A 20,872-nucleotide genomic window follows, 5' to 3' on the forward strand; every position below is an offset into this window, starting at 1 on the left:
CTTACTAGTCGCCGCACGGAGCTGGCTCTACTTTTATTTTGGAAGACATATCTTGATACGTAAAATGCAGTATCTTTTTCACACGCTTAAAATATTTAAACAAACGTTCATTTGGATGAGCATTTGCTTTATATTCTTCAATAATATCTGTAATGAGTGGAATCAGTTGCTCAGGCTCCAGCCCTTCTACAACAGGCTGTGCCGCATGAGCTGTACGACCGACTGGCTTTGCTCCAATAAAGACATCGAATTTACTTTTGCGGTAGACGATGCCAATATCATCAAATACTGCCCGATAACAGGCCATCCCACAGCCATTAAAGCCAATATTTAATGTCTTCGGTAAGGATATACCGCCTAGTTTTTCTTGTATTTCCTCTGCATATGGTATCGAATCAGCCTTTTCACCGTAGCAAAAATCACAAGCCTTTAGTGATAACACATCACCAATCGGGGCTAATAAAAAGCCAACTTCCTGTAATTTCTCTGTAATCTGTTCAGGGACTGTCGTTGGTATTTTCAAGTGAATTTGATGATCTGGTGTATATTCCATCGTTCCCTCTTCCCCAACGACCTCTGCTAATGTCATCATTTGCTGGGGAGTAAAAAACTTATTAGCTACACCAGGACTAACTGCTAATTCAAAAATAGATTCTATTTTTTGCTGTACTAGCTTCGGTGTTACTTTGACTGCGCTTGTCCCTTTGACCATTGCGAGTGCCGCTGTAGCCATTTCAAGTGCTGTTTTTTTCGGCTTTGGCGTAGCGGCTATACTGGGTTTATTAAAACGCCCTGCATTAGGGTCAGCCGTAAAGTCATTTCGCGCTGTCCCTGTCTCTTGGTTCATTGCCCAAGGTTCATTTTCTTCGCGTAAACGTTGATGTGGACGTAATGGCTGTTTTTCTTCACCCAGGGTATATTTACGCTGGTAACCGCGGGGCGTAATCATCTTATTGTCATAGAAAAATGTTGATGAATTCCCGATAATGACAGTTGTCAGCATACCAATATCATGTTCTAGCATTTCTGCTAGTGTTGTCATGGTCACTTCTTGACGTTCCCGATAGGCACTTTTCACAAGCCCTACTGGTGTGTCTGGCGAACGATATTCTAAGAGAATTCGCTGAGCCTCGACAATTTGTCTTGTTCGACGCCCACTTTTAGGATTGTATAAAGCAATGACAAAATCCGCCATTGCAGCTGCCTCGACACGCTTTGCAATCAAATTCCAAGGTGTTAGATGGTCACTTAAACTGATTGTACAAGCATCGTGCATAATGGGTGCACCAAGTATACTAGCGCATGAATTAATCGCAGAAATACCAGGAACAATTTCTACCTCAATTCCTGTTGCTTCTGTCCAGCCTAGCTCAATTAACACCTCATATACTAATCCCGCCATGCCATAGACACCTGCATCACCACTCGAAATCACCGATACGATGCTCCCTGCCTCTGCTTGACGAACGGCTTCCTGTGCACGCGACACTTCTTCTGTCATGCCTGTACTAACAATTGATTTTGCACTTACTAAATCTTGAATCAGCTCTACATAGGTTTTGTAGCCTATAATCATCTCACTTTGTTGTAGTGCCTCTACTGCACGTGTCGTAATATGCTTAAAATCTCCAGGTCCAAAGCCTACTACGAAAATTTTTCCTTTTTGCGCCATGTTGTTACCCCTCTTTCACCTTTTCGATCCCTTTAATGGCAGTTGTTTGAGCAGTACGCTGTAATGTACCTTCACGAAGTGTAAAGACATGTTCGTTGTATAAGGATTCATGATGTAAATCTTGTACTAGTGTTCTAGCATGCTCTGTTGATGGCACACGATACCAATTCCCCTGGGGGTAGGCTATTACCACACAAGCATCCTTGCATCGTCCATTACAGCGCGTTCTTGTCGTATGTATTTCTTGATCGAGTGCTTGCCGTTGTATTTCATCTCGAATGGCTAAGGTAATTTCCTCACCATCCTTTTTCATACAGCTACTGCCATTGCAAATAAAGAGATGTGTTTTCATCCCCTCTAAATTCCAAGTTGTCATTTTCTGTCTCCCCTCATTTGCTTTTTGGAAAAAGAAAAACCTTTACTCTAGAACGAAGAGTAAAGGTTTTGTAGAAGCCAAATAAAAACGAATAGAATAAAATACAGGTACTCGCTTTCGCTTCAACTTCTCCCTCCGAAAAGTTTGCATGCACAATCAAATAAGCAGGTTTCCTGACTTAAGCTTCATTTTACTTTCGCGCCTTCCCAAGTTTGCCAGTGGCTTTGCGATTTCATCAGCTATTACAGTAGCGGGGGCTGTATTGGATTTTCACCAATTTCCCTATTATCTCGAGCTATTCGAGCACTTATTGACGTTTTATATGAAATTTTTATTAGAATTTTAAATAGAAAACTGTCTTTATCATATCTTATTATTTTAAAATTTCAATATTTCTTTAAAAATTTATGACAAATTTATCAATTATGAGGTGGACTAGGGTATAAAATTTATACAATCTACATAATTAGCACATGAAATATTATCAGAATATTCATCATTGACCTTTAATTAAAAAAATTTATAAAAGGTATAGCATATTTATGGAAATTCATGTTACACTTTGTCGTGAAATCTCACAATTTGAATGTTTTTCGGTGTAAAATGCTTGTCATTTTGCTTAAAAGGGAAGCCGGTTTGAGTCCGGCGCGGTCCCGCCACTGTAATAGGGAGCTTTATAGAAATGTCACTGTCCAACGGATGGGAAGACCTATAAAGCATTGAACTAGAGCCAGGAGACCTGCCGAAAAATAAGTGATCGTTTCAACCTACGAGGATAGGTGTGCGGCTTAGCAGATGAGAATGTTATTTGCTTTTTTAGCTATGCACTTTTCCACCACTGGAGAAGTGCTTTTTTTAATTACGCACGCAATATTCTAAAAATCTATAAATTAGTTAGGAGGAAAACTTTTGAAATTTTCTTGGTGGAAACTTAGTTATTTTTTACTGGCCTTTTTAATCGTGCCAAAACGTGCCTTTGCCATGCATATCATGGAAGGTTTTTTACCAATCGAATGGGCTATTTTTTGGTGGGTCATCTCTATTCCTTTTATCATTTTAGGATTGCGTTCTATTCGAAAAACCATTGAAGAAAATCCTGAAACAAAAATGCTTTTGGGACTTTCAGGTGCCTTTGCCTTTGTGCTATCCGCCTTAAAAATCCCTTCTGTTACAGGTAGCTGCTCTCATCCAACCGGTGTAGGTCTTGGAACAGTTCTCTTTGGCCCTCTAGCTATGAGTGTAATTGGAACAATCGTTTTATTATTCCAATCTTTATTATTAGCACATGGTGGAATCACAACTTTAGGGGCTAACGCCTTTTCTATGGCTATTGTAGGTCCTTTTATTGCTTACTTTGTCTTTAAAGGAGCACAAAAAATAGGCTTGTCATTTTCACTAGCCGTATTCTTTGCAGCCATGCTTGGTGATTTAGGTACATATGTTGTGACTTCTGTACAACTAGCACTAGCCTTCCCTTCTGAGGTTGGAGGCTTTATGGCATCCTTTACAAAGTTTGCAGGTATTTTTGCCTTAACTCAAATTCCTTTAGCCGTGAGTGAAGGCATTTTAACCGTCATTGTGATGAATTTCTTGAAAAAATACAATATTAGCGAATTAAAAACTTTACGTGTTTTCTCAACAAAGGAGGCACATTAAAGATGAAAAAAAATTTATTGCTGTTAGCCATTGTAGTGTTGTTAGCCATTATTCCCTTGTTCATACAAAAAGGTGCTGAATTTGGTGGTGCTGATGGTGAGGCAGAAGCAGCTATTGGTGAAATCAATGCGGAATATGAGCCATGGTTTGAGAGTCTATGGGAGCCACCTAGTGGTGAAATCGAAAGCTTATTATTCGTGCTACAGGCAGCTATAGGAGCTGGCTTTATTGGCTACTTCATCGGCTATATGCGTGGCAAACACAAAGAAGGTTAACCATTATGTTACTCATTGATAAGTATGCCTATCTGAATAAGCTAGCGTCCGTTCATCCGCTAGAAAAAATGATATTTTCACTTGGACTACTTCTCATAACGCTCATTATGAGAGATGAACGACTTTCACTCATTACATTTTTTGTAATGAGTGCTTTTATCATTGTAGGTGCAAAAATTCCGCTTACATACTATTTCAAATTATTATTGCTACCTGGCTTTTTCTTATTAACAAGCCTCGTTTCTATTTTACTTTCCTTTACATCATCAACGAATGCACTCCCTGCCCATATTTGGTCGTTTACCTGGAGCAATTGGACTGTCTTTATCGGGAACGCAAGTATGTTAGCAGCACAACAGCTGTTCTTTATAGTCCTTGGCAGTATTAGTTGTTTATACTTTTTAATTCTAACCACTTCTGTACAAGGCATATGTTATGTGCTACGACAATGGCGACTCCCCTCTTTATTGGTTGAGCTCGTCGAACTAACCTATCGTTTTATTTTTATGTTTTTAGCAAGTATGCAAAATATACATCTCGCGCAGCAAGCACGTCTCGGCTATCATTCACCGATACAATGGTTACGCTCTGTCTCCATGCTCATTGCGGCATTATTTGTGGAAATGTTTCAACATAGTCGGGAGCTCAACAATGCCATGCAATCACGAGGTGGCGAGGCCGTCTATTGGCAAGAGATGGGCTCCTATAGCAAGAAAAATTGGCTAGGCATGGCAGCTATATTACTAGTCCTCATCGTATACGGAGGGTATTTCACATGACAGCATTTTATTTTAAACTCAATCAATTATCATATGCCTATGCGGATGGTACGAAGGCGTTGTCTGATCTAACATTACACATTCCAAAAGGTAAAAAAATTGCCATACTCGGGCATAATGGCGCAGGAAAATCGACTTTATTTCAGCATCTTAATGGTATTTTGAAACCTACCACTGGAACAATTTTATTCGAAGGCAACAGGCTCGAATATAATCGAAAAGCTTTAAAGGCGCTACGTCAAAAAGTCGGCATTGTTTTCCAAAATGCAGATCATCAGCTTTTTTCTGGGACCGTCAAGCAAGATATAGCATTTGGCCCATTGAATCTCGGCTGGTCTCCTGAAAAAACGGAAGAAAAAATAGCATGGGCCGTTGCGCAAACCGAAGTGGAAGATTTGCTCGATAAGCCCATTCATTTTTTAAGCGTAGGTCAGAAAAAACGAGTAGCAATGGCAGGCGTTTTAGCCATGGAGCCCTCAGTCCTTTTGTTAGACGAACCAACAGCAGGTCTTGATAATTATTATGCTACACAAGTATTACAATACTTAGCCAAATTAGAAGATGGTGAGAGAACCATTTTACTAGCAACCCATGACATTCCTCTCGCCTATGAATGGGCCGATCTAATGATTGTGATGGAGGCTGGAAAAATTATTTATAACGGCGATCCAATCACCTTGTTTTATGAAGAAGAATTGTTAAATCGCGCGCACCTTGAGCGTCCATGGGTTTTTGAAATGGTCATAGCATTACAAAAAAAGAAGCTCTTGCCCGATAATATCAAAATCCCTCGTTCCAAGCAGGAGTTACAACAATTAATAGAACAGCTCTAAAGTCTTTGACAATACCAAGGTCACGAAAAACAGACAGTGTTTAACTGTATGGTTTTTCGTTCTACCCACCAAAAGTTAAATGAGGGAAGAAAAATTTTCCTTCATTACGAAACTTTTCTAATCTTTGTCCGTATTAATATAGTCGAGACTTAATTTATAACACCAAGGAGAGATAACAATTGAAAAGTTGGTATAAAAAATCAGTCGCTGTTGTAGCATCTGCTGCACTCATGGTTCCTGCTGCTTCTGCCTTTGCTGAGGCACCCCAGCATAAAGCGAAAAACATGCTGGCAAACAGTGCGAAGCAAACAGAGAAGAATGAAGAAAAATGGATGAGTAAGGATACAATTGTTATCAAGCATTCAGGTCTTGATAAAAACGTACATAAAAAAATTGGCTCCAAGGTCATCCGCTCCATTCCTTCATTAGGTTATGAGGTTGTACAACTAAATAAAGGCGTATCGATCGAAAAAGCCGTCTCTTACTATTTAAAGCAAAACGGAATATCAAGTGTATCTCCTAGTTACATCTATCATTCCTTTACTAAAGAAGCTGATCCTAAAAAACAAGAGATGTATCATTTAAACCTACTGCAAATGGATAAGGCACTAGAATTAGCAGGCAACCATGATGTTACAGTTGCTGTCATTGATTCTGGTGTAGATTTTAAACACCCCGATCTAAAGTCACAAGTACTCCCACCCTATAATGCAGCAGCACCCGCTAATACTACTTATTCAGGCGATCACGGAACACATGTGGCAGGTATTATCGCCGCAGCAAAAGATAATGGCGTAGGTGGGCACGGGATTAATCCGAATGCAAAGTTACTGCCAATTGATGTATTTAATGGCAATGAAGGTGCTAATGATTTCATCATTGCACAGGGTATTCTTTATGCAATTGAGCAGGGCGTAGACGTCATTAATATGAGTCTAGGAGGCTATGGTGAATCTCCCCTAATGAAGGAAGCCGTTCAGAAAGCGATTGATAGTGGTATTACAATTGTGGCGGCCGCAGGAAATGAATCGACAGATGAATATTCCTTCCCCGCTTCTTTTGAAGGTGTCATTAGTGTTGGTTCAACAAACGAACGCAACAAACTATCAAGCTACTCCAATTACGGTCCGTCTGTTGATATTGTTGCACCAGGTGAAGACATTTATAGCACCGTTCATGATGCGAAAAAAGGTTCATCCTTTGTCAAGTTTAGTGGTACATCCATGGCCTCTCCTGTCGTGGCAGGTATCGCCTCTCTTCTTAAATCAAAAGACCCATCTTTAAAACCGCATCAAATAGAAGCGATTTTAGAAATGACAGCACAAGATTTGGGCGAGAAAGGTTATGATCTTACTTATGGTCATGGATTAGTTGACCCTGTAAAAGCATTACAGTTTGATTTCAATAAATTGCCTAAGCATTATTCAGAAACAAAGGAAGATCGTATTAAAAACGCCAAGGTCCTTGCTAAAAATAAGCTAAATACTGAACAGGGTGCTTTTGAACAGCAAGACGAGAAGAAATGGTATAAAGTCGATTTAGAAGAAAATGAATATGCTCAATTAACATTAAAAGGCGCTGACAAATACGACTATGCCTTTGATTTATATTTCTACCCAAATAGTGGGATTGGTGATGTAGAGCCGATCCTTGTTAATGATGTTCGTGTAGGAAAAAAAGAAGGTTATTTATTTAAAGCAGATCAAAAGGGAACGCTTGTTATTGGTGTCAAAGATCATAATGGAAGCTATAGTTTAAAAGGCAAATCTACTTATATTTTCACAGCACAAACGACGAAGGACTTGCCAATAGATACAATAGACAAGTCTACGATGGAGCCTATTAAAAAGTTCCCATATAGTACAGCAGGTAAAAACTATACATTACTGTCAAAAGATCAACAACAAGATCAAGATTACTTCACGTTCTCTGTCAAAAAACCGACGACATTACAGTTTGATCTATCAGGAATTCCAGGTGTCACTGCCTCTATGGAGCTTTATCTAAAAGATAATTTTAATCCTGTACCACCAGAAGAAATCGATCAAGCTGAAAATGATGAAGGTGAAGAAGAGGAAGCCTATCCAATGCAGACCGCTTATGGTACAGCAAAAGGTGAACCTGTTCGTATGATTATCGATGCTGTTCCAGATCAAGAGTACGTTTTAAGTGTATCTAATGAAAGTAATAGCGAGTTTTCTATGGAGATGTTCTTTAGTGGCGGCATCGAAAAAGAAGAAACGATCAGTGAATCGATGATCCCTTACACATTAAAAGGTGAAGTAGTTACCCTTCCACCTGATGAGGATGGATTACCTGTAGATGAAGCCATGGCCGAAGAAAATGTTCCTGAGAGCCAATTACCGCTTATAGAAACTAACATAAAAAAACGTAATGCAATTGACAGCCTGATGAGTATGTTATTGAATTCTACAGGTGCAGGCAACCTAGAAAATGTTGATCCTATCATTAAGCAGGCGATCCGTTTTGAAATAGGCGAAGATCAAAAGGCTTATTTCCAAACAGATTATGATGAGGATTATTTCTTATTTAAAGCGAAGGAAGACGCCCTTTATAGCTTCAGCTTTTTGAAAGGCATGAACCAAATGCCAACAGGTACAGTGTTTGAATATGATGAAGAAACAAAAGAATTAATTCCCGTTTCATCCTTAACTAATGACCTTGGTATACTGGCACTACTACTTGGTTCTGCCGGTAACGAGGATGATGCAAAGGTCATACCATTGAAAAAGGACAAAACCTACGTGGTAGCCGTTGTCAATGCTGGAGAACGATCTGCCGAGCCTTATACATTGAAAACAAAGAAAATAGGCGATCTTCCAGCAGAGTACAATCCAGACAATCATGAGGAAGCAAAAGCGCTAAAAATTCAACCAGGTACTACTTATAGAGACCATCTGATTTATCAAGATGATGTAGATTATTATTACTATAAGCAACAAGGCAATGATGAGGTCATGAGTCTGCTTCTTTCTTCAGTTCCTTTTACAAATGAACAATTGGCTCAGCTACCTAAAGAACTGCAAAAAGACTTAAAATTTGCAGGAGCTATTATCGAAGATACGAACGGCAATATGAAGATTGATGCCAAAGAAATGGAAACAGAAATTCCATTTGGCTTAGGTGATAATATTCTTGAAATGTTACTTGGAATGATGGGTACAACAGATGTGAATACATCATTTAAGGCAAAGAAGGATCGAGGCTATTTTATCCTTGTTAACAGCATGGGGCTTGGCCAGGTATCTATTCAGCCCTATACATTAACATTGTTTGATCATAAGCATGTGGATGAAGATGCGGATTCAAAATTAGTAAATGGTGTACCTAGCAAGCCATCTGTTCTTGTGAAAAAGGACGAGAAATGGGTTGCAACGCAATATTTAAATGCAGGTATTCCATTTGGCGATAAAGACTATTTTGAATGGAATAACGACCAGAAGCGCGAAGTCTTCTTCTCTCTTCAAACAGAAAAAGCGTTGGATGGTGTTATTCGAGTGTTGGATGCAAACGGAAAAACCGTCAAAACATTCGATCTTTATGGAGCTGGTGACGCCGAGGTAGGTACGGTGGAGCTTGATGCAGGCAAATACTATATTGAAGTAAGTGAGTTTGATGGCAAAGCTAGCACACAACCCTATACGCTTGAAATTAAATAGATAGAATTAAACAAAATCCCCTAGACCATAACGTGAACTGCTCCCCAATTGTTAGACACATCTAACAATTGGAGGAGCAGTTTTTATATGGCTAAATATACATCAGAAGAAAAATTACAAGCAGTCCTACGCTACATAGAAGGTAAAGAAAGTTCACATGAAATTGCTAGATTAATTGGAACAGATCACAAAGCGATTCTTAATTGGGTGAAACAATATGAGTATAACGGCGTAGAAGCGTTTATAAAACGATATACAAATTATTCGGCACAGTTTAAACTAGACGTACTAAACTATATGATTGAAAACGGTACGTCCTTACTTGAAACGGCAGCTATCTTTAATATAGCTACTCCTTCTACACTTCGTTTTTGGAAAAAACAATTTGAAACAAAAGGATTCGATGCCCTTCAATCAAAGAAAAAGGGGCGTCCATCCATGAAAAAAGAAACAAATAAACAACCAAAACAAGCACCAGTAGAAGGCTCACCAGAAGCACTTCAAGCAGAAATCAATCGTCTACGTATGGAAAACGAATATTTAAAAAAGTTAAACGCCTTAGTTCAAGCCAAGGAAAAATCACCAAAGAAGACAAAGTAAACGTCATCTATGAATTAAGGCATAAATACTCGGTGAAGGCGCTTGTAGCGTTCGCAGAGATTCCACGTAGCACGTACTATGATTTAGTAAAGAAGATGAATTGTCCCGATCCAGATGCCGAGTTAAAGGCCGAAATTCAAGAAATCTATAAGGAACATGAAGGCCGTTATGGCTATCGTCGCATTCGTGATGAGCTAGCGAATCGTGGGCAAAAAGTGAATCATAAGAAAGTGCAACGCCTGATGAAAGCGCTAGGTTTAAAGTGCATCGTTCGTATGAAAAAATATAAGTCATATAAAGGGACAGTTGGCAAAATTGCGCCTAACATTTTAGATCGCCATTTTACAGCAAAAGCACCTAATGAGAAATGGGTAACAGATATTACGGAGTTTAAGTTATTTGGTGAAAAGCTTTATTTATCGCCTGTTTTAGACTTATTTAATGGCGAAATTATTACGTATACAATTGGCTCTAGACCTACATATTCGTTAGTTTCAGAGATGGTAGAAAAGGCTTTAGAGCGGTTGCCAGAAGAACACCAGCTCCTCATGCATTCCGATCAAGGCTGGCATTATCAAATGAAACAATATCGCCACGCCCTTCAATCAAGAGGGATTGTGCAAAGTATGTCGCGTAAAGGCAACTGTTACGACAATTCTGTCATGGAGAATTTCTTTGGCATCATGAAGTCGGAACTTCTCTATTTAAAGGAATTTGAAAGTGTCGAGCATTTTAAAAAGGAACTTGAAAACTATATAAACTATTACAACACGAAACGTATGAAGGCAAAATTAAAAATGAGTCCAGTGCAGTACCGAACTCATTTTACCCAAGCTGTCTAAACGAAATAACCGTGTCTAACTTTTAGGGGTCACTTCAACGATCTAGGGGATTTTTATGATAGGCAAGAAGCATTTTCATCCAACGATATGATGCTCACCAATTCAGATAAAATATTTAACATAATTACAATATTCATCTTGCTTCATTTGTAGCTTTTCATAAAGCTTGCGTGCATTTACATTATCAGCCGCCGTCTGTAACGTGACATAGCGAGCATATTGTTGCTCACAATAATGAAATACCTTTTCCATCAATGCCTTGCCCACCCCTAGGCCTCTAGCATCTTCTGTTACATAAATATCATTTAAAATATAGGCACGCTGTAAAGCAATGGACGAAAATGTTGGATATAATTGTGTAAATCCAATCATCTTGTTATCCACCAGTGCGATAAAAATGACGGATTCTTTCAAGGCTAATCGTAATTGTAAAAATGCCTTGGCACTGCTTATATCTGACTCAATTCCATAAAATTGACGATATTCATCAAACAGTTTTGATAAATCCTCTAGTTCATTCATTGTTGCTTGTCGTATTTCCATTCTAGTCTCCCCTTGTGTCTACCCATGATTGTCTAACTTTATAAAACTAGTTTTTATTATATAGGAAATACTGGTATAAAGAAAAGAATACTCCTCTCCATCCAGAAAAGGTTGATTTTTATTCACCTAAATAAGTGGCAATCTTCTTGACGATCTGCCTCCAATTTAATTCATTGCGGGCAAATGCTTGGAGCTGGACACAAGTATCTTCCAACAATGGTTCCTGTGCTGCAACTTGTTGCAATGTCCGACCCATTGCCTCCCAATCATGTGTAGGATGGATTGTTCCAAAACGCTGTTGTTGTGTAATATCAGCAGCACCATCCACATCTGTTGTCACGATATAGCAACCATTTTTAGCTGCCTCCGCAAAGACATGAGCATAGCATTCGACTAAAGACGTTAAGCAAAAAATTTTAGCCTTTCGATACTCCTCTTCTAGCTGGACCTTATCAAAAATAGGTCCTACCATCGTCACTTGAGCGGCAAACGGCTGACTATCTAGTAATAGTCTCAGCTCTTCTTGAAATGAGACTGACATCGGCCCTACTAAACGAAGCTCCCAATCTGGCAATTGTGCTGCTAGAAATGCCTTGACTGTCAAAATTGTTTGCTTCTCTGGTGCATCCAATCGCCCAACTGTTAGAATGCTATTTTTTTTCTCGTGAAACGGCACTGGCTCTGTGGGAAAATGTTCATAAAAACCATTGGGTATATGTTTCACATCCAATTGTGAAAAGTCTTTGATTGCTGTTTGAATAGATATACATTCAGAGGTTAGGAGATCACAAAGCTGCAACAACTCTAAAAAATAGGGATAGGTTTTTAATCGATTTAACCAAAATCGATTGACATCTAATTTCATATAAATTTTGCCATTTGGATTAAAGTGCTTATAGGCTTTCAAAATAGCTAAATAGGATGGATAGGGTCCAATAGCAAAGGCAATGTCGATGTCCTTTGCATGCTGGGCTAAATAGGCATTCATATTCGCCACATAATCATCTGCAAATGGTACAGACGCAAATTTTACAGTGGGAAAGACTTGTTGAAGAAGAGCTTCATTCATTTCTGTCGTGACAATAGTGACCTCATAGCCTAAATGTTCCCCCAGTAAAATAGGCACTAGACACAAATCTTTGAAAATATGAGCATCCGAAAGTTTGTAAGATTCCACGCTACAAATAAATGCGATCCTTTTTGTCATCATATCCCTCTTTCTAAAAAAGCGCTCTCGCTAGTTTATGACCTCCCCTGTTAAACGTGCTTATGTTAGTAAATTTTTGTCTTTCTTATGCCATTTTTCTAGTAAACATAAAATTCTATCTAAAAACGACTCTCTTAAAAACATCCTAAAATCAGCAATTGCCTACAGTAGCACTACGTCTACGCATATTGTATTAAAGGATCTACTCAGTCACATAGAACAACTCTACTAATGAACATAGAATGGAGGGATCAGATGAAGATTAGTTTTTTATCACCTGCATTTAATAGCGAAGAATGGATCGTAACGATGCTTGATAGTATTCCTAAAGAATATGCCTATGAAATTATCGTGGTGGATGATGGCTCTACAGACAATACGCTAGCCATTTTACAGGACTATCAGAAAAACTGTGCAGCTTTAAAAATCATCGTTCACCCAACGAATTTAGGTGCGAGTGTTGCCTACAATCGCTGCATTGCAGAAGCAACAGGAGATTATATAGCCATCATCGATAGTGATGACCACTATTTACCTGCTATTCGCAATGTACTAGCACAAGTGGATGGCACATTTGATATTTACTATTACAACATGATTATTAAAAATGGCTTTGCTTTTATTAAAGATGAATCCAACCGCTATTCCTTACCTGGACAATTTAAAATCATCAGAAGAAGTTTAATTGGAGATGCGAAATTTACAATACGCAAAGATATTGCAGGAGATTGGGATTTTAATTGCGCCCTAATGGATAAAAATCCGACAAGTAAATATACTAACGAATTTGCTTACTGGTACAACTACCCTAGAGAAAACTCTGAATGTGACCTACATCAAAGAGGATTGAAATAATAGCATGCAGGAGGTGAAACGAACTATACCATGTTTACAGATAAAATATTATTGATTACTGGAGGCACGGGCTCTTTTGGGAACGCCGTATTAAAGCGATTTTTAAATACGGATATCAAAGAAATTCGGATTTTTTCAAGGGATGAAAAAAAGCAAGATGATATGCGGAAACGCTATCAGCATACTAAAATCAAATTTTATATCGGGGATGTCCGCGATATTCAAAGCATTCACAATGCGATGTATAATGTTGACTATGTATTTCATGCCGCCGCTCTCAAGCAAGTTCCCTCCTGCGAATTTTTTCCCTTAGAAGCTGTGAAAACCAATATTTTAGGAACGGATCACGTCCTAACAGCCGCCATTCAAGCTGGCGTCAAGAAAATCATTTGTCTTTCAACAGATAAGGCGGCCTACCCTGTCAATGCGATGGGCATATCCAAGGCAATGATGGAAAAAACGTTTATTGCGAAGTCACGAATGGTTGATCCTCACCAAACCCTGATTTGCGGCACTAGATACGGCAATGTCATGGCTTCACGAGGCTCGGTCATCCCGTTATTCATCGAGCAAATAAAGGCTGGAAAACCTTTAACGATTACAGACCCTCATATGACACGTTTTATGATGAGCCTTGAGGAGGCGGTAGAATTGGTATTGTACGCATTCTCCCATGCTCAAAATGGGGATATTATGGTGCAAAAATCACCTGCTGCGACGATAGAAAATTTAGCACAGGCTTTACTTGAAATCTTTCAAGCGAACAATGCCCTACAAATTATTGGAACACGGCACGGAGAAAAAATGTATGAAGTATTATGTACAAAGGAAGAAGCGGCAAAAGCTATTGATATGGGCCATTTCTATCGAATCCCAGCGGATAATCGGGATTTAAATTATGGAAAATACCTTGATGAAGGCTCTCCAAAAATTACATTAACAGATGAATATAACTCTAATAATACAAAACAATTAAGTGTGGCTGACATCAAAGAAAAGCTATTAACATTGCCTCTTATACAAGAAGAGCTCCTACATTGGACAGGAGGAAAACCATGAAATTTTTAGTGCTCGGTGCTACAGGCATGGCTGGTCATACCATTGCCATCTATTTATGTGAACAAGGGCATGATGTCACAACATGCTCTAGAACCCCTTTTCCCTATGGCAATAATAGAACAGGTGATGTGACAGACGCCCATTTCTTAAGGTCGCTACTACTAGACAATGATGTAGATGTCGTTATTAATTGTATAGGTGTTTTAAACGATGCTTGTGAGGCTGATCCTGCCCAAAGTGTTTTACTAAATAGTTATTTACCGCATGCCATTGTTTCTCTCCTTGAAAATCAACAAACAAAGCTTATTCATCTAAGTACCGATTGCGTATTTTCGGGCAAAAGTGCTCCCTACTATGAAAAAAGTATCCGGGACGGTGAAACCTTTTATGACCGTACAAAAGGTTTAGGAGAAGTGAATCACAACAAGCACATCACATTTCGTAATTCGATTATTGGCCCTGATTTGAAAAAGGATGGCATCGGGCTCTTCAATTGGTTTATGCAACAAAAAGGCCCCGTCTTTGGCTATTTGGGTGCTATTTGGACGGGAGTTACAACGCTTACATTGGCTAAAGCCATTGAACGTGCTGCGCAAGAAGATTTAACAGGACTCTATCATCTCGTAAATACGACAAGTATTTCTAAACACGATCTATTGCATCTATTTAATAAACACTTCCTCAACAACAGCATTAAAATTCTTCCTCATCAGCTTGTTCATGTCAATAAAACATTAATAAATACAAGAAATGACTTCTCATTTAGTGTCCCTAGCTACGAGGAAATGATCATAGAAATGAAGGAATGGGTATTGCAGCATAAAGATTTATATCCTCACTATTTTCAATGATCCATACATCAACTCCATTATGGATGACGATTCGTAATGGGGTTCCCCTAAAGAATAACTGTCCCTTCAGGTAATTGACCATCCTTAATCCAATTCTCAACAAAGCGATTAAAAAATGCAGGCTGGGCTAATGATACGCCATGACCGATGTTCTTTAATAGCACGCCCTCACTATTTGGATGACTTCGCACAAGTGCTTTAGCGGACTTTTTCATGTTATTTTTCTCTTTGTCTCCCACTGTTATTAAAATCTTTCCTTGGGCTTTGTGAAAATCAGGGGGAATGGAAAACAACATATTTTCTCGCAAAATTTGAAGCAATGTATCTACTTTCATCGTGGCACTCTCTTGATAGTAACGCTCAAAATAGTCTTCTTGAATATATAGAGCTTTTGCTTGAAGTTTCGCAAATGTTTTATTTTTTATAAGCGGAAATGACAGCCGAATAAACGGTTGAAGCATCCTTTCTACAGTAGGAGAGGGTATCACGAGCGCACTATTGATAATCGTAAAATCGATTAAACTAGGCTGTAGACTTAGCATTTGAATAGCGATTTGCGCTCCTAAAGAGAAACCAATTACTATAACAGGCTTTCCATTGGCTTTTTTCTCAATAAGCAGAAGAAGCTCTTTAGCACTTTGTTCAATGGAAAATGGATTGTGTGACATTAGCTCAGGTATAACACAATGATAATGGGAAAAATGGTGAACTTGCTGATCCCACATCCACCCTCCAACGCCCCCTCCGTGAATAAACATCATGAAAGGATTGTTAGCATCCCCATACTCCTTGTATTGCATAGATACACCTACTTTCATTCTGTCTCATTCATGGTCATCTAAAAAATCTTTACTAAAGCTTGTTTGTGATTGATAGGAGGAACGTTTCCCTAAATCTACACCACGTTTGATAATCCCCTTGCCAAACCGTCCCTCAATTTCATCGACAAGCTTGAGAATCGGTTCATCTTTCGCATGCTCCTGAAAATCAAATATCGATAATTGCTGTGAATAATCTTTTCGATCCACCACATTGGAAACCGTTACACCAAGTAATCTTACAGGAGATTCATCCCAATGCTTATCAAATAAAGTACATGCAATGTCGTAAATGTCTTCATAACGATACAGGACATTGGACATTGTTTTTGAACGCGTATGATTATGCCAATCAGCATCACGAATTTGAATGCTCACAGTGGACCCTGCTAAGCGCTTGGCATCAAGACGCTCCACCACTTTCTTACATAGACCTTCGATTGTTTTATGAAGTGTACGAACATCTGTTACATCTTCTGGTAATGTTGTTGAATTCCCAACGCTTTTCGTATCAAAGATTGCCTCAGGATCGACCATGCGCTGATCCACCCCATTAGCTCTTGCTCGAAGCCGTACCCCATTCTTCCCTAAAATTTGCTTCATTTTAAATTCTTCTGTCTTAGCTAAATCACCTATTGTAAAGATGCCTTGTGCATTTAATTTTTTAGCAGTACTTGCGCCAATCCCATGCATGTTGACAACCTCACGATGCCATAATTGCTGTTCAATATCCCGTATTCGTAGTACGGTAATCCCCATTGGTTTCTTCATATCAGAGGCTGTTTTCGCTAAAAATTTATTCGGTGCAATACCGATGGAACAAGGTAAATCCAGCTCAGCTAAAATGCGCGCTTGTATTTCCTGGGCAATACTTAAGGCATGCCGTTCCTTGCTTAGCTCAGTCACATCCAAGTAGCCCTCATCAATCGAAACAGGCTCTACTAATGGTGTATAGCTGCGAAGAATGGTGAACATTTCTTTAGATGCTTGACGATACTTTTGAAAATCTGGAGGTAATAACAATAGCTCAGGACATTTACGCTTCGCTTCATGAACAGTCATCGTTGTATAAATGCCTAGCGCCCTTGCTTCATATGAACATGTTACTAAAATGCCACGCCGCTCCTTTGGGTTCCCTGCAATCGCGAGAGGCTTCCCCTTTAAACTTGGATCATGTGCTTGCTCCACTGAAGCATAGAAACTGTTCATATCCACATGCAAAATAACGCGCCCTTTATGCGCCATGTTCATCACCTCGTTTCTTTCTTAGCCTTATTATACGCCCCATAACCTCTAATCAACAAATGCATAATCACCATTACTTTCGAGGAGGTCCTTTAAAATAATTAACGCTTGCTCAAGTTGAGATTCTGGCGCTGCAATGGCTAAACGAACGGCATTGACAGGCTTAGCATTCCCTACTGCAAAGCGCTCTGCCGCATAGACTTGTACACCAGCCTTCGAAGCTAACAATTCAAATTGAACACCTGTAAACTTGTCAGGCAATTGGAGCCACCTAAAAATACATTCCTCATCCCCTAATATCTGATAATCCCCTAAATACTGATCGACAAGCGCATTTTGCTGCTTGGCATATGCTCGGTGTTTTTCTAAAATCGTTTGGGCAACACCTTCATGGATTAATCGTGCTGCAAGCTCCAGCATGATAGGAGAAACGGAAATGTTGATATTATAGAGTGTTTCCATTATTTTTTTTCGTAGCGCAGGAGGTGTCACAAGGAAGGATAATCGTAAACCAGGTGATAGTGTTTTAGATAGGCTAGCAATGTAAATAACCTTCTCGGGTGCATAAGAAGCAATCGGAGCAAGCGGTTGCTCCTTAAGAAAGCTATAGATAGCATCCTCGATCACAAGCAAATCCTTCTGTCTTGCCACGTCTGCAATCATTTTTCTTGTTTCTACTGACATCGTATGGGTTGTTGGGTTATGAAAATCAGGGATCACATAGATACCTTTGATATGCTCATTTTTACACGCATATAGTAATCCTTCTTTTGTCATTTCACCCTGACATTGTTGGATAGCCACAAGCTGGATACCAAGCATATTTGCAGCTGTTTTAATGCCAGCATAGGTAATTGGATCTGTACCAATGCGGTCGCCTGGCTGAAATAAAGCTGCAAGGGTTCCCACAATGGCATTTTGTCCGCCTGCTCCTAGAAGAATAGGCTGATCTGTTTGAAAATTTACTAGTTCGAGTAGCTTCATCACGGCTTCGTTTTGCCACGCATTGCCCTCAGGTCGTCCATATTGAAATAGCATGCTAAAACTAGGTTCGTTTATCATTTTCTTCATAAAGCGTGTAATATCATCATTAACAAAATTGTCTGGTAAAACAGAGCCCATTTCAATGATAGGTGTGGCATGGTTGGTTGGCAGTAACATTTTATTGCTAGCCGCATCTGTTGAAACGAATGTACCGCTGCCAATCGAGGCATAGATTAAGCCTTTTTGGCCACAAAGCTTAAAGGCTCTTGTAATCGTACTTAAATTCACATCTAAAAAATCAGCTAATTCGCGCTGCGGAGGCAATTTTGTGCCTGGTACTAGCTTTCCATCCTTGATATCTTGCTCTAGCTGTTGTGCGATGGCTATATATAACGGTGCAGAAATATTGCTAATATCCGGCTTCCAACTCATGGGATACTCGTCAAATGAATTAATAGGCATTCACTAGGCCCTTCTTTCTCTTAATTTGCATACAATAGTTTAATTGTCTTGCATACAATGATAATATTGTATGCACACGATGACAATGATATAATTTTTAAAAAATCAGAAAAAAAGGACCGATAATTATGCAATATTCTGAAAGAATCTTAAAAACACCATCCTCATTTATTCGAAATATTTTAAAAGTGACAGATGCAGAGGACGTTATTTCCTTTGCAGGTGGGCTTCCAAACCCTATCTCTTTCCCGATTGATGCATTGAGAGCATCCGTAGACCATGCTATTACAGTAAATGGCAGCAGGTTATTCCAATATTCATCCACACAGGGGTATGCACCATTGCGTGAATATATTGCCGCAAAATATCAACGTCTCCATGGACTTGATGTACATGCTGACGATGTCTTTATTACTACAGGCTCACAGCAAGCGCTTGAACTTATTGGTAAAGTACTTATTAATAAAGGCGATGGCATTATCATCGAAGAGCCGGGTTACCTAGGAGCCATCCAAGCCTTTACTTTAACAGAGCCAACTTTCCATGGTGTTACACTAGAAAATGATGGTCTTAACTTAGAAGAGTTAGAGCGTGCTCTACAACAACCAAATGTAAAATTCATTTATACGGTGCCGAACTTCCAAAACCCAACAGGACTCACATATTCGAAGGAAAAGCGTGAGCAAATTTGCGAAATAGTGGCAAAATACGATGTTGCTTTAATTGAGGATGATCCGTACGGGGAGCTACGTTTCCAAGGGGAGCCACTTCCATATATCGGTGCTGGTAAATTAGAAAATAGTATTTTACTAGGTTCTTTCTCTAAAACGGTCACACCAGGCATGCGTCTTGGCTTTATTATCACAAAAAACAAAGAGCTTTTACAGCATATTGAAACAGCGAAGCAAGCATCTGATCTTCATACGAATATTTTTTCACAATATGTTATCTACGATTACTTAGCAAGTAATGATTATACAGAACATGTAAAGAAAATTATTGCTTTATATAAAAATCAATCGGATGCGATGCTTGATGCGATGCAGGAGTTTTTCCCTGCCCATGTTGAATACACACGACCTGAGGGTGGCATGTTCATTTGGGCGACAATGAAGGACGGTACACCGGCCCTTGATGTATTCAATAAAGCGATGGAACAAAAGGTAGCCTTCGTGCCTGGCGATCCATTCTACACATCAAAAACGAATGTGAATACAATGCGCCTTAACTATACAAATGCAACACCTGAAGTCATCCGTGAGGGAATTAAACGTTTAGCTAGTATTTTATAAAACGAAAACGTATAAACGCTGTGAAAAGCGTTTATACGTTTTTTAATGTGGATAGTAAATAGTCATACTAAGTCGTGTTATTGTACTACCTGGATTGCTGTATGTGTGTGGACGGTCAGCCTTAAATCGTATGGCATCACCCTTTGTTAATCGATAATCCTGATCCTGTATATGGATGATTAATTCCCCATCAAAAACGGTTATATATTCCTCCGTTCCTTCTCTATGGGCCTCAGCGTCTAACGTTCCATTTGGTGTAATCATTACATTTAGTTGGGCGTTATGTGGTTCCGTTTTTCAAAAGGTTCTACAGCAATATCGAAAGCCGTTTAACATCATCATGGCACTATTATTACTGTACAGTGCTGTTTCCATTGTTGTACATTAAAAAAACAGCCCTCTGTCGGTAGAGGGCTGCTTTAGCAGCAACTTATTTTGTATACGTTAAAACGGCATTTTTCTTGAATTTTGCTAAAGCTTCTGTTGCCTCATTCTTGCTCGCATACTCAAAAATTCGAACGTCCTTTTTATCAAAAACTGTAATAACCCACATGTGAAAAGCTCCCTTCACTCATTATTTTTGTAATATAACAACCACTAAAATTTGTGATACGACTCATCAACTGTTTTATAACAATTCCTTACTTGATTCTTATTTTACGCTGATTTTTTCAAAAAGAAAGCTTTATGTGAAGGTCTTCACAAACTGTTCAATTTCAAAACGCTTTCATTGAACAATTTGTGAAAACCTTGATTTTATAGGTATATCAACAGCCAGTGATGTCAGGTCTATCCATCACTTTTCAATTTTTATCTACTACATTTCACAGCCTATCCGTCTCT

The 20,872-nt window shown here is 39.0% G+C and carries 18 protein-coding genes, 1 pseudogene and 2 riboswitches; of the genes and pseudogenes, 10 read left to right on the forward strand and 9 right to left on the reverse strand.

Annotated features, from left to right (window positions below; all coding sequences use genetic code 11):
• Window positions 1-4: 4 nt before the first annotated feature.
• Window positions 5-1,672, reverse strand: coding sequence for a precorrin-3B C(17)-methyltransferase (gene cobJ / locus MHB39_RS14080; protein ID WP_036077443.1), 1,668 nt, complete (start codon window positions 1,670-1,672; stop codon window positions 5-7).
• 4 nt (window positions 1,673-1,676) lie between these two features.
• The gene (locus MHB39_RS14085) at window positions 1,677-2,048 is read right to left on the reverse strand and encodes a (2Fe-2S) ferredoxin domain-containing protein (RefSeq protein ID WP_004231296.1); all 372 of its coding nucleotides are present in this window, start codon (window positions 2,046-2,048) and stop codon (window positions 1,677-1,679) included.
• A 145-nt stretch (window positions 2,049-2,193) separates the two neighbouring features.
• Window positions 2,194-2,374, reverse strand: a riboswitch (cobalamin riboswitch).
• Between the two features lie 251 nt (window positions 2,375-2,625).
• Window positions 2,626-2,810, forward strand: a riboswitch (cobalamin riboswitch).
• Window positions 2,811-2,957: 147 nt separating this feature from the next.
• On the opposite strand from MHB39_RS14085, the gene MHB39_RS14090 reads away from it, so the two are divergent.
• From MHB39_RS14090 to MHB39_RS14115, 6 genes are all read left to right on the forward strand, one after another.
• Window positions 2,958-3,704 carry an energy-coupling factor ABC transporter permease gene (locus tag MHB39_RS14090; RefSeq protein WP_342544223.1) on the forward strand — a complete coding sequence of 249 codons (747 nt, stop codon included), beginning with the start codon at window positions 2,958-2,960 and terminating at the stop codon, window positions 3,702-3,704.
• Window positions 3,705-3,706: 2 nt separating this feature from the next.
• Window positions 3,707-3,979, forward strand: coding sequence for an energy-coupling factor ABC transporter substrate-binding protein (locus tag MHB39_RS14095; protein ID WP_009370241.1), 273 nt, complete (start codon window positions 3,707-3,709; stop codon window positions 3,977-3,979).
• A 5-nt stretch (window positions 3,980-3,984) separates the two neighbouring features.
• A complete protein-coding gene (cbiQ, locus tag MHB39_RS14100; RefSeq protein ID WP_312125376.1) occupies window positions 3,985-4,758 on the forward strand; it encodes a cobalt ECF transporter T component CbiQ in 774 nt (257 codons plus the stop codon).
• Window positions 4,755-5,591: an ATP-binding cassette domain-containing protein gene (locus tag MHB39_RS14105; protein ID WP_342544225.1), complete on the forward strand. Its 837-nt coding sequence runs from the start codon at window positions 4,755-4,757 to the stop codon at window positions 5,589-5,591. Before cbiQ ends, MHB39_RS14105 begins: the two co-directional genes overlap by 4 nt.
• A 179-nt stretch (window positions 5,592-5,770) precedes the next feature.
• Window positions 5,771-9,271: a S8 family serine peptidase gene (locus tag MHB39_RS14110; protein ID WP_342544227.1), complete on the forward strand. Its 3,501-nt coding sequence runs from the start codon at window positions 5,771-5,773 to the stop codon at window positions 9,269-9,271.
• Between the two features lie 87 nt (window positions 9,272-9,358).
• A protein-coding gene (locus MHB39_RS14115) for an IS3 family transposase (protein WP_342544229.1) occupies window positions 9,359-10,713 on the forward strand; the annotation gives its coding sequence in 2 pieces (ribosomal slippage) (window positions 9,359-9,827 and window positions 9,827-10,713; 1,356 coding nt in all).
• Window positions 10,714-10,815: 102 nt separating this feature from the next.
• Here MHB39_RS14115 and MHB39_RS14120 read toward each other — a convergent pair.
• Both MHB39_RS14120 and MHB39_RS14125 read right to left on the reverse strand, forming a co-directional pair.
• On the reverse strand, window positions 10,816-11,256 hold the full coding sequence (locus tag MHB39_RS14120) for a GNAT family N-acetyltransferase (RefSeq protein ID WP_258859936.1): 441 nt from the start codon (window positions 11,254-11,256) through the stop codon (window positions 10,816-10,818).
• A 118-nt stretch (window positions 11,257-11,374) separates the two neighbouring features.
• Window positions 11,375-12,463, reverse strand: a complete 1,089-nt coding sequence (locus MHB39_RS14125; protein ID WP_016993847.1) for a glycosyltransferase family 4 protein — start codon at window positions 12,461-12,463, stop codon at window positions 11,375-11,377.
• Between the two features lie 255 nt (window positions 12,464-12,718).
• On the opposite strand from MHB39_RS14125, the gene MHB39_RS14130 reads away from it, so the two are divergent.
• From MHB39_RS14130 to MHB39_RS14140, 3 genes are read left to right on the forward strand one after another with little or no spacing between them, the layout of a single operon-like run.
• Window positions 12,719-13,318, forward strand: coding sequence for a glycosyltransferase family A protein (locus MHB39_RS14130; RefSeq protein ID WP_016993848.1), 600 nt, complete (start codon window positions 12,719-12,721; stop codon window positions 13,316-13,318).
• A gap of 30 nt (window positions 13,319-13,348) precedes the next feature.
• Window positions 13,349-14,377, forward strand: coding sequence for a polysaccharide biosynthesis protein (locus MHB39_RS14135; protein WP_342544234.1), 1,029 nt, complete (start codon window positions 13,349-13,351; stop codon window positions 14,375-14,377).
• On the forward strand, window positions 14,374-15,228 hold the full coding sequence (locus tag MHB39_RS14140; RefSeq protein ID WP_342544236.1) for a sugar nucleotide-binding protein: 855 nt from the start codon (window positions 14,374-14,376) through the stop codon (window positions 15,226-15,228). Before MHB39_RS14135 ends, MHB39_RS14140 begins: the two co-directional genes overlap by 4 nt.
• Before the next feature lie 47 nt (window positions 15,229-15,275).
• Here MHB39_RS14140 and MHB39_RS14145 read toward each other — a convergent pair whose 3' ends face one another.
• From MHB39_RS14145 to MHB39_RS14155, 3 genes are read right to left on the reverse strand one after another with little or no spacing between them, the layout of a single operon-like run.
• On the reverse strand, window positions 15,276-16,028 hold the full coding sequence (locus MHB39_RS14145) for an alpha/beta hydrolase (RefSeq protein WP_342544238.1): 753 nt from the start codon (window positions 16,026-16,028) through the stop codon (window positions 15,276-15,278).
• Window positions 16,029-16,052: 24 nt separating this feature from the next.
• Entirely contained in the window at window positions 16,053-17,291 is a 1,239-nt protein-coding gene (locus tag MHB39_RS14150) for a DNA polymerase IV (protein WP_342544241.1), read from the reverse strand.
• 48 nt (window positions 17,292-17,339) lie between these two features.
• Window positions 17,340-18,737 (reverse strand): PLP-dependent aminotransferase family protein, encoded by a 1,398-nt coding sequence (locus tag MHB39_RS14155; RefSeq protein ID WP_342544242.1) that lies wholly within the window; start codon window positions 18,735-18,737, stop codon window positions 17,340-17,342.
• 128 nt (window positions 18,738-18,865) lie between these two features.
• Here MHB39_RS14155 and MHB39_RS14160 point away from each other — a divergent pair, with 128 nt between their 5' ends.
• The gene (locus tag MHB39_RS14160; protein ID WP_004231267.1) at window positions 18,866-20,029 is read left to right on the forward strand and encodes a PLP-dependent aminotransferase family protein; all 1,164 of its coding nucleotides are present in this window, start codon (window positions 18,866-18,868) and stop codon (window positions 20,027-20,029) included.
• Window positions 20,030-20,071: 42 nt separating this feature from the next.
• Here MHB39_RS14160 and MHB39_RS14165 read toward each other — a convergent pair.
• Window positions 20,072-20,278 (reverse strand): annotated as a pseudogene (locus MHB39_RS14165) (cupin domain-containing protein); the annotation flags it as partial.
• Window positions 20,279-20,459: 181 nt separating this feature from the next.
• The gene (locus MHB39_RS14170) at window positions 20,460-20,582 is read right to left on the reverse strand and encodes a hypothetical protein (protein WP_004231260.1); all 123 of its coding nucleotides are present in this window, start codon (window positions 20,580-20,582) and stop codon (window positions 20,460-20,462) included.
• Window positions 20,583-20,872: the final 290 nt, after the last annotated feature.

This window comes from Lysinibacillus sp. FSL K6-4013, assembly GCF_038630435.1.
GTDB lineage: Bacteria > Bacillota > Bacilli > Bacillales_A > Planococcaceae > Lysinibacillus > Lysinibacillus boronitolerans.